Source organism: Photorhabdus aegyptia (assembly GCF_000612035.1).
GTDB classification, from domain to species: Bacteria; Pseudomonadota; Gammaproteobacteria; order Enterobacterales; family Enterobacteriaceae; genus Photorhabdus; species Photorhabdus akhurstii.
Genome location: NZ_JFGV01000020.1, coordinates 25,185 through 40,386, shown reverse-complemented (window position 1 = coordinate 40,386; position 15,202 = coordinate 25,185). Strand labels below are relative to the sequence as shown.

The following is a 15,202-nucleotide window of genomic DNA, read 5'->3' as shown; positions in this document are numbered from 1 at the left end:
ATCCAAGTCCCATTTCACCATCCAATTCATCCCTATTTGATTAACTTCCTGAAAAAAACTACCCGTTCTGTTTCTATAAACCCAAGAGACAAATGAAGAGCCAGTGATTCTTCATTATTTATTTCAGCGTCTGATGCCATTTCAGTACATCCATGATCCTTAGACCAATTTTTAATATGAGTGATAAGACGAGTCGCTAAACCCTTTCTTCTTAATTCCGGGGAAATATAGATCCCTTCAAGGTAAGCAACGGGTGAGGAATTGCATCCATTGACATATTCAAAACGCAGTGAAGCCTCTGCAAAACCGCAAAAATCGCCTAAACCCGATTGGATCATAAAAGCAATCTGGTTATCAGAATTCAAAATCGAGTTCATTTCTTCACGGTGACTTTCTTCTGATGCCGTAGGCCATAATCTATTCCGCAAATACAACCATTCATTAAAATTATGGCTGTTACTCACTACAATTCGATAGAGATTATTTTCCAACTGAATATGCGACGATTGCTGATGTTTATTATCCATTTTTGACTCAAACATTTTTTTCCTATTTAACTTACATCGTACTGCAAATTCGTTCCCTAAAATAGACTCCAGAGAGAAGCCCTGGAATTTTCCCCAGGGCGCTCCTCCAACTTAAAGGCTTGCTTGCAAGATTTGGCGACTAATATCTAACGTAATATCTCTGTTTTCACCCAATTGAGTCAGACCGTGAGCTTCCAATTGTTTCACCACCCGATCAATGTCATCAACACCAAGGTTGTAATCTGACAAATGGGTCTGAATTCCTAAATCCTCGAAGAAACTGCGAGTATATGCAATAGCTTGATCAATTCGTTGTTCTTCATCTCCACTGGTAATACCCCAAACACGCTCACCATACTGCAACAATTTGACACGCTTGCTTTCCCGGCAGATTTTCAGAGTAGCAGGCAGGAGAATCGCCAATGTTCGAGCATGATCAATACCGTAAAGCGCAGTTAATTCATGACCGATGTAATGTGTGGACCAATCCTGCGGCACACCAGCACCAATCAAACCATTGAGAGCCAAAGTCGCGACCCACATTAGATTGGAGCGGATCTCGTAATTATCCGAGGTGTTCATAGCCTGGGGGCCTATTTCAATCAATATCTGCAATAGCCCCTCAGCAAACCGATCTTGCACCATGCCATTAGCAGGATAAGTCAAATATTGTTCCATAACGTGTGTGAAAGCATCAGCCACCCCATTAGCCACCTGACGTAACGGCAGAGTATAGGTTTTCGTTGGGTCCATAATGGAGAATTGAGGAAAAACAAACGGACTCATAAAATCCCGCTTAGCTTGTTTCGCTTTATTGGTAATTACCGAACTACTGTTCATCTCTGAACCTGTCGCGGGTAGCGTCAAAACGGTACCAAACGGGAGAGCACTCTGAACAAGCGATCCCCCCTCTTCCAAAATACGCCAAGGCTCTCCTGCAAAATTCACAGCCGCCGCCACAAATTTAGTGCCATCAATCACAGAACCACCGCCGACAGCGAGCAAGAAATTCACTTCACTATTGCGTATCAATTCAACCGCTTTCATCAAAGTTTCGTAAGTCGGATTAGCTTCAATACCACCAAACTCCTGGATAGTTCTATTAACCAACGCACTTCTGACTTCATCCAACGTTCCGGTTTTTTCAGCACTGTTACCGCCGTAGAGAATCAGTACCCGCGCATCCCGTGGCACCAAGCTATCAAGACGGCTAATAGTTTCTTCACCAAAAACGATTTTAGTTGGGTTGTAATACTTAAAATTTCGCACAACTACCTCACTGTATAGGCCGAATTATGTCTAGTAGCATTTAATTATCAGGACCGACACGGACGACTAACTTGCCGAAATTATGGCCTTGTAACAGGCCAATAAACGCCTGTGGAGCATTTTCCAAACCTGACACCACCTCTTCACGATATTTTATCCTGCCATCATCAAACCATGCGGATATATCACGTGAAAATTCATCAAAACGCCGAGTATAATTATCAGTAACAATGAATCCTTCCATCCGAATTCGCTTCCTCAACAGTTTATTCATCAACAAAAACAAGCGATCTGGCCCTTCTGGAAGGCTGGTGGAGTTATAACGAGAAACCATTCCGCAAACCGGAACGCGAGCAAAGTCATTCAGTAACGGTAAAACAGCGTCAAATACCTTGCCGCCCACATTTTCAAAATAAATATCAATTCCCTTCGAACAAGCCTTGCACAACTGTTCTTCAAAGTCTGGAGCATGGTGGTCAAGGCAAACATCAAATCCCAATATATCAACAGCATGGCGACACTTTTCCGCACCACCCGCTACGCCAACGACATAACAACCTTTAAGCTTACCGATCTGACCAACCGTTGCACCAACCGGACCCGTTGCCGCAGCAACAACCAATGTTTCACCAGCCTTGGGTTGACCGATATCCAACAGCCCAGTATAAGCAGTCAAGCCAGGCATACCGAACACACCTAATTGATAGGATGGGTGAACAGGCGATTGGCCTAAGTTAAGAAGGCCGCTACCATCGGAAACGGCATAATCCTGCCAACCGCTATATGCCAGTACCCAATCACCCACCTGATATCTCCGATGATTTGAAGACACGACCCGACTCACTGTTGCACCAACCATAACGCTATCAAGCTCCACCGGTGGCACATAAGATGGTTCATCACTCATTCGCCCACGCATATAAGGATCTAGCGAAAGAAAAACGCTGCGTAACAGTATTTCTTTCTCCTTTATCTCAGGAATAGGTTGCTGTTCCAGACGAAAATCAGTCAGTGTCGGGGAACCATTCGGACGTGAAACCAAGACGATACGGCGATTTATTTGTTGTGTTTGAAACATTTATCTTCTCCTTCAACATTAAAAGTCAGTATCATTGAGATACCAAAAAAGTAGACCAGTCGTCTAATCATTAGGTATAAAAAAACACTGATGAATAGTGACTTCCAACAGTGTTTTTATTCGCTATGCATTCAATAATCGCTTCGTGGTAGCCATAGCACTTTGTAACGGTGCGCTACTCTGGGTGATCTTCGCCATCAGGCTAGCCCCTAACCAAGTCTGATATAACGCTTCAGCCAGTGGAAAAGCTTCCTCAACAGAACAATTCAATCCACCCTCATGGACAATGCTTTCCACGACAGAGGCAAGGCGCATAACAATACTCTTTGTCCCATTCTCCAACACCAAGCGCATCGCTACAGATAGATCACTCACCTCAGCACCGAGCTTAACCGCCAAACACTTTTGCCCACAAACAGTACCGTCTTCTAACGGCTCCAACCAGCCTTGCCAGTACTGCATTAAGTTCTCTTTCGCTGTCCACTCCTTACGCATCATGATGTTATCCATCCTTTCGAGATGGTGCGTAAAGTAATCTTCAAGCATAGCAGCGCCAAATGCCTCTTTCGACGCGAAATAATGGTAAAACGAGCCTTTCGGCACTTTTGCCGCCTTTAAAATTTCATTAAGTCCGACGGCTGAAAAGCCTTTACATCCAATAACTTGCTGCGCAATGTCCAGGATGTGCTGACGGATATCTTGGGGATTTCTATTCGTTTGCATAGATACAACTTATACCGAATTAGACCAGTCGTCTACAATTTAAAACAATATTTTTCAGTCGGAAAAAAGATTAGGAAATTTCCTGCTAACACCACTTGCTACCAGTTTCTTACTGATTTATAACGTTATTCTGAAACACATATTACACCAGTAGCTTATCCATAGAATAATCCGTCATTAAAAATAGACTATTTTGATTTTTTACTTTTAATAAAATAGCAAGAAGCTTCCTATTGGTACTCTGAATGACAAGACGATATCGTGATGTGATTTAATTTGATGCAGAATATGTTTTCAAATCAGACACCAAGAAGAAAATAAAAAAATCAATAATGCCACACCGCAAATAAACATATTAATGATCAATGACATTACATTTATAACAATTTAATTTTTTTAGGATATTTTCATCAATAATGTAATAATCCCTGTAGTGAATATAATATTAGCTCATTATCCAAATATCTGTTAATCAATAAATCAGCAAACTTATTAGCAATAATAAAGACTTATCAAATTAGTGTGTTTATCGCCACTCAAAATAAATACAATCTGTTACTAAGTTATACTCATTCAATATTACAACACATTAACATCTTATTAATATAATGATTAATTAATGCTCAAGAAAATAATGGCATTATTATTAACTTATCATAACCCTAGCAACCTATTTTTATTTGCCATTATAGTTGTTTTATATATTATTTATTAAAAACATAGACATATTTTATCATTTATATCTACGTTTTTAAGTACAACAATATAATTAACCGATTGTTATTTTATAATAAAACACAAAGAGTAAAAAAATTGACTTTTATCTGAAAGAAAAGGTATCTTAAAAAACATCGAGGCAAAATAAAGCTTTTTATCTACACCATTTAATAGATAGTTTGTTTTTAATTTTACTCTTTTAAAAGGATAAAAATTATTAAAAGCGATAATAAAATGGTGGTAACGATAAATAAAAACACCAAAATATAAAAAGATTGAAATTCAGGAAATATAAAGAAATGGAATTCTAATAAGAAGTAAAAATAAGCTATCAAATATAGCTAAGAAGGTTCTACCCCAAGTTATTTTATATAACCATAACAGGTTGAATTAAAATCTTGGAATCTATTAATTATATTTTTAAAATCAATTACAAGAGGTAATACTATGTCAGAGATCGAAGCAATCTCCTTAAAAGCACCAATCAGCGTTATTGCAAAAGTAACTAATAAATCACCATACAAACTTAAACTTATTCAGGATTCTATCCGTCTGGATCAAGGTGAGTGGACCACTCTTCCTCCTCAAGTAATTAATAGAAGCAATGACAACACTCCTGGAAAAGCGATTTGGAGAAGTGATTCAAACAGCCTGTTAGGTGGTGTTGCAGGGCGTTGTACCTATGTATTTGTAGATAGCAAAGGCGAAATCTATAGTATCTATATTACATGGAGCAATCCTTTGATTGGCAGCAGCAGCTACTCAATCTCAACCGATTATTTAGGTGATGATTTACACTTATCCTATACAGCGGATGGCGGTAACAACCCAATAGTAGAATATATGATTGTAAGCTAATATTTAACCATTAATATTAACAACCATTCCTGTGGTAAAATATTTAAATAAATATTTATGCAACAGGAATGGTTTATTTATTTCGAGAATTAATATCTTATCTACCTTAATCAAAGGTGAATGCTGATTATTTCTCTCATTTCTGTATCATACTCTCTTTCATTAAAGTGGATCGTATCTCCATATTTTTAATTCCCTTATCAGTTCAAGTTTTATTTTCTGGTTCCTTTATTTACAGTATTACAATAATATCGATTTTTCATTATAAAATTGATTTTAATAGGTTTTTATCGATGGCGCCTGATAAGTATCAAAACGATCGAGTAAGATAGCAGGATCCTGTTCAATTATTGCCATATGACGATATTTTTCATGCAAAAATTGCTCATCCGCCATTTTATTAATCATGGCAATGAGCGGGTCATAAAAGTTATTAATATTAAGAATACCGCAAGGTTTTGTATGTAACCCAATCTGACTCCAGGTAAATACCTCGCTAAACTCTTCCAACGTACCAAAGCCACCAGGCAAAGCAACAAAACCATCAGCTAATTCAATCATTTTGTTTTTACGCTGATGCATAGTTTCAACAACGTATAATTCAGTCAGATTTTTATGTGATATTTCCCGAGTTTCCAATAATGTTGGAATAACACCAATCACTTTCCCACCCTCTGCCAAAACCGTATTAGCAACAGTTCCCATAATACCTACACTGGCGCCACCATAAATAAGCGTAAGATTACGTTTAACCAATTCCTTTGCGAAGATAATGACATTTTCTTTATAGATTTCAGATACACCCAGACTTGAACCACAATAAACAGCAATACTTTTCATTATCTCAGCTCCTGTTGCTTTATCTCCACATGAAAATCAGGATTATACGTTAATATCACAATCATACAACTCACTTATAAAACTGATATCAAGCAAAACAAAATAAGAATGGCTTTTTCATATTCAATATATTAGCATTAATCATAACTTATGCTTAATTATTATGATATGAAATCAAACATCAATCAGATTGTAATCAATACCTTCATCACTTGTAATCCCTCAATTATCAACACATCAAAATAAAATATAGATTTATATCAGGATTATATTTCAATAATAAAATTTAATTTCACTATAACCATATAATATGGTCTAATAAATGAAAAATATTTCGTTAAAATTATATTCTCTAAACCTATTGAGTTATCTACGTTTCACTGCGAAGATTATCGGTCAGATCATTTGATTTTAATTGAGGTTTTGCCCGGATGTCTTCTTCCAAGCTCCAAAAGAGTGCCTTTCCATTAATACCTGTAATACTGTTACTGCTTGCCATGACATCAATTCAGAGCGGTGCTTCTCTTGCCAAAACGCTGTTTCCGGTCATCGGCGCACCGGGTGTTACCGCACTGCGCCTAGGTCTTGGAACTATCATTCTGTTTATTATTTTTAAACCCTGGCGCCTGCGTTTTAGCCGAAAATCAATCATGCCGCTGCTGACATATGGTATTGCTCTTGGCGCAATGAATTATACATTCTATATGGCGCTGACAACTATTCCTTTAGGCATCGCCGTAGCTCTTGAATTCACTGGCCCACTGGCTGTAGCCATGTTTTCATCACGCCGACCAATAGATTTTCTCTGGGTGGCATTAGTTATCGCTGGCTTAGCTTTCCTACTACCCATTGGCAATAATAATATCGATAGTTTAGATCCTATAGGGATCATTTATGCACTCAGCGCAGGTGTTTGCTGGGCACTGTATATTATTTTCGGCCAACGCGCCGGTGCAGGTCATGGAGCAGCAACAGTGTCTGTTGGTTCATTTATCGCTGCTATGATATTTTTCCCTGTCGGTTTGATCCAAACAGGGCCAGAACTATTATTTGACATGTCCATTCTCCCTCTGGCGCTGGCAATTGCGATTCTGTCTACTGCATTCCCATATACACTGGAAATGATCGCTCTGACCCGTTTACCCGCACAGACATTTGGTACTCTGATGAGCCTTGAACCCGCACTGGGTGCGCTATCTGGTATTGTATTTCTGAATGAACATTTGACTATAACGCAATGGCTGGCACTATTCTGTATTATTTTTGCCTCCATCGGTTCTACGTCAACAATAAAAGGAAAACCTAAAATCACCGAAGTCGATTAATTATTTTCTTTAATCGAGATAAAATGGAAGCCGGAGTCATAACGTTATTCTCCGGTTTTTTTATAAATGAATTCATTCATGATTAAGTTATTCACATAAATTCATCTGATAAATTATTATATTTTTCAATATTATTATAAGAATTCTATGATAAATATTTTCCTATAAAAATTAACTATTGATTTAATAGGAACAAGCTATATGATTTAAGACTAATATTGAGTTACATTCGTCTCAGTCAATAAAAAACTCATTATTAATACCAAGGGAAAACTATTATGGATACTGCAAGATTAATCAAAACAGGGATATCCACACTACTTTATACTCGCAATGATATCGATGATGATATTAAACAGGAAACCATTGAAATTCTGAACCACATGGTTATCCAATTTATTGATCTTTCCCTGCTTACCAAACAAGCACATTGGAACATGCGTGGCAAAAATTTCATTTCCATCCATGAAATGCTGGATACCTTTCGTACCACGATTACTGAACATACGGATATTTTTGCAGAAAGAGTCGTACAACTTGGTGGAACAGCTCTCGGCACCGTACAAGAAGTTAATAGACACACGATACTGAAAAGTTACCCAACAAATATCCATGACGTGCAGGACCATCTAAAAGCATTAGCCGACCATTATGCTGTTGTCGCTAATGATATCCGCAAAGCGATGGATGAAGTTGAGGATGAAAACACCGCGGATATGTTAACCGCCGCCTCCCGTGATCTCGACAAATTCTTATGGTTTATTGAAGCAAGCGTTGAGCAGTAAAATATAAAGAGCCGTCATATTAAGAGCTCTGAGACTTACAGGCCCCTGTTAACAACGGGGGCCTGTTTACATTAACCTTTCATTACCCAAGACTCCGACACAGCAAAACATCATAAAATGCCCGCCATACGGACAAATTTCACCATATCCTTTAAAAATCAGCACAAATTGTCTATAATCCACACTTATTTTCAGAAATAACTTGAGGAAATAATAAAATGGATAACGAAGTAAAAGACAGTAATGGCACCCTGCTTAATGATGGTGATTCTGTACAGATCATTAAAGATCTAAAAGTAAAGGGCACATCAGCAACGCTAAAACGCGGCACTTTAATTAAAAATATCCGTTTAACTCATCGTGACGATGAAATCGAATGTAACGCAGATAAAATCAGAGGGTTAGTATTGAAAACCTGTTTCCTGAAAAAAGTAGGATAAATCGCCTTTTCTATCGATCTTATTTACCGGATTAGCGATAAAAAAGGGGGGAGAAGGCTGCTCAAGGGCAACCTTGTTAAGCGGTGAGCGAAGCGAACTAACAGCCCCCCTTTCTTTATGTCTATGCTTATAACTATCGTTAAGGCAATCTAATATCTTTTAATTTTTCTCATATAAAAAATTAACATTCATAAATAAAACAGGGACAATTAAAATCATCCCCAAAAAAATAAATATTTTTTTATAAAATCATTCAATCTCAATATAGCGCACTCTTCTTACAGCGTCTTAGCTCACACCGTAGGCATGCTACTGTTTTCTAATAAATACTAAAAAGTTGACTTTTTATATGCCATACTGTATAAAAAAACAGTAACATTAATGCAAGGAAATCCAATATGGAACCAATAATCATCATCCCCGGTCATTTATGCACATCTGAGTTATTTACCTACCAAATACCTAATCTTTGGAAGCATGGTTCTGTCACAATACCATCAATACTGGAAGGCAGTAGTCTTACAGAAATGGCGAAAGATATCATCCAGAAGGCACCTCCCTATTTTTCTCTTGCTGGCATGTCTATGGGAGGTTTCATTTGTCTGGAAATAATGAAATTAGCTCCGGAACGCGTAAGCCGATTAGCTTTACTGAATAGCTCTGCACGTCCAGAGACAGAAGAACAAAAAGAGATGAGAGAGAATTTACTAAATAAAACCACACTGGAAAATTTCGAAGAAATCTTGAAAGATATGGCCACCGCAGGAGTGCACAAATCTCGTCAGCACGATAAAAATCTTATAAATACTATTATTCGTATGGGGAAAGAAACTGGCTTTGACGCTTATGTTCGTCAATCCAAAGCCTTGGGTAATCGTACAGATAATCGAAATATTTTAACCCATATCAGTGTACCTACATTGGTTCTTGTCGGTGATAGTGACACTATAACTCCACCTGAACATTCAGAAGAAATGGCTGAAAAGATACCAAACGCAAAATTAATTAAATTATATTTGTGTGGACATGCCACAACACTTGAGCAGCCAGAAGAAGTGAACAAAGCGCTCATCGAGTGGTTAAATATGAATTAACCTATCTATGCGCGATGATATTATTTCAACATATCAAATAGTTAAGTTAAACGGAAGTCAGAATATGTTAACATACAATAAAGCGCTAGAGTTCTTTGGTCGGGATTTCAATTTTCCCCACACAATCAAAGGACTTCCAGAGAAATTATCCGATTTGAGAGATCTTGAAATTGGTTTTTTTAAAACAAGTGATGAGGTATCTCTTTCTTTTTGGAAGGCCGGTAAAGGAGAAACGTTAATATTCATCCCCGGTTGGTCCTCGCATGGTGCAGAATATATAAATATAATATATCTTCTCAGCAAGAAATATGAAGTTTATGTATTGGATCAGCGTAATCATGGTTTATCTCAAAAAGTAAATTATGGAAATAGAATTTCTCGTTTTTCTGCCGATCTTCATGAATTTATTGTTGCTGTCAATATAAAGAAAGCATATTTCTGTGGGTGGTCTATGGGATGTTCGGTACTATGGAGCTACATTGACCTTTTCGGACTAGAAGTAATAAAAAAAATAGCATTGATTGATGAACCTCCTTCTATTTATTGCCACACGGATTGGTCAGAGGAAGAAAGAATTAAAGCAGGAGCTTTTACAAGTTCGCCAGAAGCTTTGATAGACGTCTACAGTGGAAAAACTCCCGGGAATAAAATGTTCTTTAATTCTGATATACTTAAATATTATACAACAGAAGGAGCACCCGCATTTTTCAATTCACAAGCCTTTGCCAATGAATTTGTTCCACAAAGTATAGATGATTTGAAATCAGTACTATTTGAACATATTTTAAATGATTGGCGAGATGTTATTTCCCATAAAATAACCGTTCCTACTTTAATTTTTTCAGGTGAAAACAGCGATTGGATAGAAAGCCAGCAATGGATTTCGTCTACTGTACCAAAAGGGGAAATTATAATCTATGGTCGGGAAGAACATGGAGATCACTTCTTAGCGTTTAAAGATCCATTAAGATTTTCAAAGGATCTTTCTGCTTTCTTTTATTGAAAAACAGGAGAAAAGAATGTTTACCGGACTGAGTGCTTTTCCTTTAACACCGGTGTATGACAACAAGGTGGATGAGAAGACATTTATCTCGCTTATTGAAAATCTTGTTGAAGCTGGAGTGGATTCTATCGGCGCACTGGGATCGACGGGTAGCTACGCCTATCTTACATTGTCGGAGCGCGCGCGTGTCGCCCGACTGGCTGTTGAACATGCGAACAGTATACCGGTGATGGTCAGCATTGGAGCGCTGCGTGTAACGGATATACTCAGCCTTGCTGAAAATGCCCAACACGCGGGTGTTAGCGCAGTAATGCTGGCTCCCGTTTCTTACCAGCGTCCCACACCGGATGAAGTGTATTCGCTCTATGAAGAAGTCAGCCGTCATCTATCCGTACCGCTTTGCGTCTATGATAATCCTGCAACGACAGGTTTTGAATTTAGCGATGAACTACTGATTAACATTGCCAGTTTACCGTCTGTCAGCTCGCTCAAACTTGCTCGCTTGCCGCAGGAACTGTCTCTGGCTACACAACAGGTGAATGCGCTTCGTTCCCGCCTTCCCGACCACGTTTCGCTCGGAATCAGCGGGGACTGGCAAGCAGCGACGGGCCTCTGTGCTGAATGTGATGTCTGGTTCTCCGTCATAGGTGGACTTTTTCCGCGAACTGCACTGGCTATCACTCACGCAGCAAAGAATAATGATACAAAAACGGTACAGATGTTGTCGGCCGCCCTTGAACCTGTCTGGAGGCTCTTCAAAACCTATGGTAGCCTCAGGGTCACCGCAGCAGCCGCTGAGTTACTGGGCAAAGTAACCGCCCCTTGTCTTCCCTTTCCACTCAAGTCATTATCAGGTCAGCCCCGTGATCAATTAGGTGCCATTCTCGAAGATTTAAAAAACCTTATTTAAACCAAATGATGAAAAATATACTCGCCGGAGATTTTCTTTTCCGGCGAAGAGGCGTCTTTCTTTACACGATCGTGTTTGTAGATGATGCTACTACCTTACCTACTTTATTTAGCTCAATCTATATCACTTATAGGAGATATAGTATTCAAAAATGCGGGTAAAGACGAATAATAAAACCTAAGCTAGTTTGAGAAAAAAATAAGAAACTAACTATGTCGTTAAATGAGCACATAAATATCTACAAATTTATATAATTTTAGATAAGTTATTTAAATTAATTCAGATTATATCTTTGTTATATCAGCAAAAGACTTCTGCATTTATTGCTATTTTTTATTGCAATTTATCTCATGATAATAAAACCTTTCTTAATTAAATATTATACCCTATGGATTTCAAGTTGCATCGCGACGGCAAGGGAGCGAATCCCCGGGAGCATAGATAACTATGTAACCGGGGTGAGTGAGTGCAGCCAACAAAGAGGCAGCTTGAAAGATGACGGGTATATATCACTACGAGTTCAGGTACAGATATTGCCACAGGTTTAATCTTTACAAAGATTGATTTTTGCTTCAACGACAAAAGTATTTACGGGAGTCATTTACATATTCACTCAGAAAATCGATAAAGGCTCTAATTCGGATGCTTACAGCCTGATCACTATAATATACAGCATTGAAAGGAATCCCGACGGGTAAACGCTTTTCAACCAGTAGTTCAACAAGTTCACCACTAGCAATCTCCTTATCAATCATATAATCAGACAAACACGTGATACCGGTTCGGTAAAACCAAGACAAATATGGTTTTCCAACTCCTCAATGCATTGCGGTATGCCATATTTTTGCAGATATTCAGGCGAGGCGACGATTTTTCGGTAACTGGAAAAAAGTGGTCCAGCTCGTAGACTGGAATCGGTTAAGTTGCCTGCACGAATAGCAATATCCACTTTGCGTTCAATCAGATTGATATAAGTTTCCGAAGAAATCAGCGATAACGTTATTTCTGGGTAACGTTCGCGAAAAGGTTTAATCAACGGTATCAGTAAATGTAATACGACTGGCGTTGCAGCATCGATACGTAATAAACCACTTGGTGTGTGTTTAGATTCCATAATTTCAGTTTCAGCGGCAGCCATTTCTTGTAGAACATGCTGAACTCGGCGGAAATAACGCTCACCTTCTTCGGTTAGGCTAAGCTGGCGGGTTGTGCGATTGAGCAGACTCACACCTAGTTTCTTTTCCAGTTTTTTTATAGAACGGCTCACAGCGGAATTTGCTAATTGCAGATGTTCCGCCGCACGACTGAAACTCCCGCTTTCCACTACTGACACGAAAATTGTCAACTCTTCTGAATTTGCTTTCATCGTTGCCTTCCTTGCAAAAGAGTATTCATGTCCCCAGTTTCCGCCTCTGAAAGAACTTCCGGCTGCTCTATGGGGAAAACGGGCAGAGCCTGCAATAATCTTGGGCCATATCTTTTGCTCAGTAAGCGCCTATCATAAATCACCACATCTCCATAGCATTCATGGCTACGGATAAGTCTTCCTACTTGCTGAATCAAGCTAAAAGATGCACTTGGTAAACTCTGCACTTCAAAAGGATAACGTTTAAGTGATTTCAACCACTCGCTTTCAGTAATAATGACCGGATTATTCACCGGCGGAAATGAGATTTTTTGAATGTGAACTTGGGACAGATAATCGCCCTTTAAATCCAATCCTTCCGCAAAAGATTGCAATCCAATCAGTACACTACACTGCCCTTCATTGATACGCTGACAATGTGTTTCCACTAACCGATAACGTGGCTGATCCCCTTGCACAAGTAACATCAGGCGTAAATCTGTCACATAAGAGAGAAAGATATCCATCGCCCTCTGACTGCTAAACAAAATCAACATGCCTTTATGTTGCTGTCTCAGCAATTGCCCCCTGAAATAACTCGCCATTTCTTGCAAATGAGCGGCTTCATTATGAAGTGTCGGTTCCAATGACATTTTGGGAATAACCAGTTTGCCCTGCCGTACATGGTCAAAAGGTGATGACAATGCGACAAAACGGTCCCCGGCTTTTTCAGTTAACCCGGTCAACTCCTGAATACGAGAAAAACTATTCAGAGAACGAAGCGTTGCCGATGTCACGACCACATGAGGAATGCTACGCCAAAGCAGTTGATTAAGCTGTTCGCTGACTCTGATACCGGCACAATGAAAATAGAGGTGTGACTGATTTTTCTCATCATGGCGTCTAAGCCATTTTGATACCGGTGCACTGGATGACTCTTCCAATGCTGCCAAACGCCACAGCTTAGCCATATTTTCAAAATATCCAAGCGCACGGCTGGTATGCAAAATAGACCGATGCAATCTGACAATATCCTGTTTAGCCGTCCGCTCAGTCAAATCATTCAGTATCGCTTCTGCCAGCCCCCGTAAGCCGTCGGTCAGCTTAAATAGCTGCTGACAGCAAAGTAACAAGTTATCCGGTAACTTACCCATCTCGAACAGATACTCATCGACTTCATTCTTTTCCGGCAAAAGCGCCTGAGTGATAGTCGCAAGCTCTCTAAAGCATTCCCGTAATTTTTCACTGTGTTCATTCAGGCGATTGGCATTCGCTAAACGTGGCGGCTTTGCCGGATGGAATTGCACCAGATATTGCTCGACATGACGAACAAAAGTATCCAATTGACCATTAAGTTGAAACAGGGTGATTTCCCCCTCAACCTCTAGAGAATCTCTGGCAACATCCGGTATATGGTGTCCTTCATCGAGTACCAATAGCAAATTTTTAGCATCCGGCAGTACCGATTCACTCTCCAATGCCGCCATCACTAACGCATGGTTAGCCACCACCACATCCACATTGTCGATCTCACGGCGAGCAATAAAAAATGGGCAACGATGATAATACTGACAGTTACGCCCCAGACAATTTGCTTTATCGGTACTCACTTTCCCCCACAAAGCATCGGATAAAGCCAATTTATGGTGATCACGCAGCCCATCCCAAGCAAAGGTTGTGTAATCACTACGCAATCGACGACACAATTCCCGCTCTTCACTATTAGCAAGTTCTGTTTTGTCCTCAACCAAAAACATAAGATCAATCTGCTCGCTATCGGTTGCACAAATAGCTTCAAGATTGCGAGGGCAAACATAACGACCACGACCAAAAGCACCGGTAAATTTCAGATCGGGAATAATTTTGCGCAACAGTGGCAGGTCTTTACTGTAAATCTGATCTTGTAAAGCGACATTCGCCGTACTTACAACCAATGGCTTACTTTCAACTCTGCTGATAGCAATGCCAGGCAGCAGGTAAGAGAGGGTTTTACCAATACCGGTTGGCGCCTCAATCACCAAATGGCGCCCTTCCTGATCCGCAAGCGTTTTTGCAACTTCGGCAATCATTTGGCGCTGTGGGGTACGAGAAATAAAACCATTAATATGTTGAGGTAATGCTTTATACCACTGACTTATCTGATTTTTTATTGAGTCGGAAAGTGCCATTGAATTCTCTGCCATACAACCGGGACGCTATTGTCCCACAGAGCAGAAATGAAATCAGCTTCATATCGAAACGACAATCAGTCAAGTCGTTCATTTAACTGGTGAGTACCTTGCCAGCTA

The 15,202-nt window shown here is 39.4% G+C and carries 13 protein-coding genes and 1 pseudogene; 7 read left to right on the top strand and 7 right to left on the bottom strand.

The window, feature by feature from the left end:
* Positions 1–32: 32 nt before the first annotated feature.
* The 4 genes from aac(6') to BA1DRAFT_RS08375 all read right to left on the bottom strand — a co-directional run bounded on the left by aac(6') (position 33) and on the right by BA1DRAFT_RS08375 (position 3,597).
* Entirely contained in the window at positions 33–527 is a 495-nt protein-coding gene (gene aac(6'), locus BA1DRAFT_RS08390; RefSeq protein ID WP_082303655.1) for an aminoglycoside 6'-N-acetyltransferase, read from the bottom strand.
* 111 nt (positions 528–638) lie between these two features.
* The gene (locus BA1DRAFT_RS08385) at positions 639–1,796 is read right to left on the bottom strand and encodes an iron-containing alcohol dehydrogenase (protein ID WP_036777905.1); all 1,158 of its coding nucleotides are present in this window, start codon (positions 1,794–1,796) and stop codon (positions 639–641) included.
* A 40-nt stretch (positions 1,797–1,836) separates the two neighbouring features.
* Positions 1,837–2,874 (bottom strand): NADP-dependent oxidoreductase, encoded by a 1,038-nt coding sequence (locus BA1DRAFT_RS08380; protein WP_036777904.1) that lies wholly within the window; start codon positions 2,872–2,874, stop codon positions 1,837–1,839.
* Positions 2,875–2,997: 123 nt separating this feature from the next.
* Complete coding sequence (locus BA1DRAFT_RS08375) at positions 2,998–3,597, bottom strand: TetR/AcrR family transcriptional regulator (RefSeq protein WP_036777903.1); 600 nt, start codon at positions 3,595–3,597, stop codon at positions 2,998–3,000.
* Between the two features lie 1,164 nt (positions 3,598–4,761).
* Here BA1DRAFT_RS08375 and BA1DRAFT_RS08370 point away from each other — a divergent pair.
* The gene (locus BA1DRAFT_RS08370; RefSeq protein WP_036777902.1) at positions 4,762–5,172 is read left to right on the top strand and encodes a hypothetical protein; all 411 of its coding nucleotides are present in this window, start codon (positions 4,762–4,764) and stop codon (positions 5,170–5,172) included.
* Between the two features lie 276 nt (positions 5,173–5,448).
* Here the strand turns inward: BA1DRAFT_RS08370 and BA1DRAFT_RS08365 are convergent, their stop codons facing one another.
* Positions 5,449–6,012 carry an LOG family protein gene (locus BA1DRAFT_RS08365; protein ID WP_036777901.1) on the bottom strand — a complete coding sequence of 188 codons (564 nt, stop codon included), beginning with the start codon at positions 6,010–6,012 and terminating at the stop codon, positions 5,449–5,451.
* 431 nt (positions 6,013–6,443) lie between these two features.
* Here BA1DRAFT_RS08365 and rhtA point away from each other — a divergent pair, with 431 nt between their 5' ends.
* From rhtA to BA1DRAFT_RS08335, 6 genes are all read left to right on the top strand, one after another.
* The gene (gene rhtA, locus BA1DRAFT_RS08360) at positions 6,444–7,337 is read left to right on the top strand and encodes a threonine/homoserine exporter RhtA (protein WP_036777900.1); all 894 of its coding nucleotides are present in this window, start codon (positions 6,444–6,446) and stop codon (positions 7,335–7,337) included.
* Positions 7,338–7,615: 278 nt separating this feature from the next.
* The gene (gene dps / locus BA1DRAFT_RS08355) at positions 7,616–8,122 is read left to right on the top strand and encodes a DNA starvation/stationary phase protection protein Dps (protein ID WP_036777899.1); all 507 of its coding nucleotides are present in this window, start codon (positions 7,616–7,618) and stop codon (positions 8,120–8,122) included.
* 218 nt (positions 8,123–8,340) lie between these two features.
* Positions 8,341–8,562 (top strand): alkylphosphonate utilization protein, encoded by a 222-nt coding sequence (locus BA1DRAFT_RS08350; RefSeq protein WP_036777898.1) that lies wholly within the window; start codon positions 8,341–8,343, stop codon positions 8,560–8,562.
* 398 nt (positions 8,563–8,960) lie between these two features.
* Entirely contained in the window at positions 8,961–9,656 is a 696-nt protein-coding gene (locus BA1DRAFT_RS08345) for an alpha/beta fold hydrolase (protein ID WP_036777897.1), read from the top strand.
* A 64-nt stretch (positions 9,657–9,720) separates the two neighbouring features.
* Entirely contained in the window at positions 9,721–10,659 is a 939-nt protein-coding gene (locus tag BA1DRAFT_RS08340) for an alpha/beta fold hydrolase (protein WP_036777896.1), read from the top strand.
* Positions 10,660–10,675: 16 nt separating this feature from the next.
* Entirely contained in the window at positions 10,676–11,569 is an 894-nt protein-coding gene (locus tag BA1DRAFT_RS08335) for a dihydrodipicolinate synthase family protein (RefSeq protein ID WP_036777895.1), read from the top strand.
* A gap of 572 nt (positions 11,570–12,141) precedes the next feature.
* Here the strand turns inward: BA1DRAFT_RS08335 and BA1DRAFT_RS08330 are convergent.
* Both BA1DRAFT_RS08330 and dinG read right to left on the bottom strand, forming a co-directional pair.
* Positions 12,142–12,935 (bottom strand): annotated as a pseudogene (locus BA1DRAFT_RS08330) (LysR substrate-binding domain-containing protein).
* Complete coding sequence (gene dinG, locus BA1DRAFT_RS08325) at positions 12,932–15,082, bottom strand: ATP-dependent DNA helicase DinG (protein WP_036777894.1); 2,151 nt, start codon at positions 15,080–15,082, stop codon at positions 12,932–12,934. The pseudogene BA1DRAFT_RS08330 and the gene dinG overlap by 4 nt, the downstream one beginning before the upstream one ends.
* Positions 15,083–15,202: the final 120 nt, after the last annotated feature.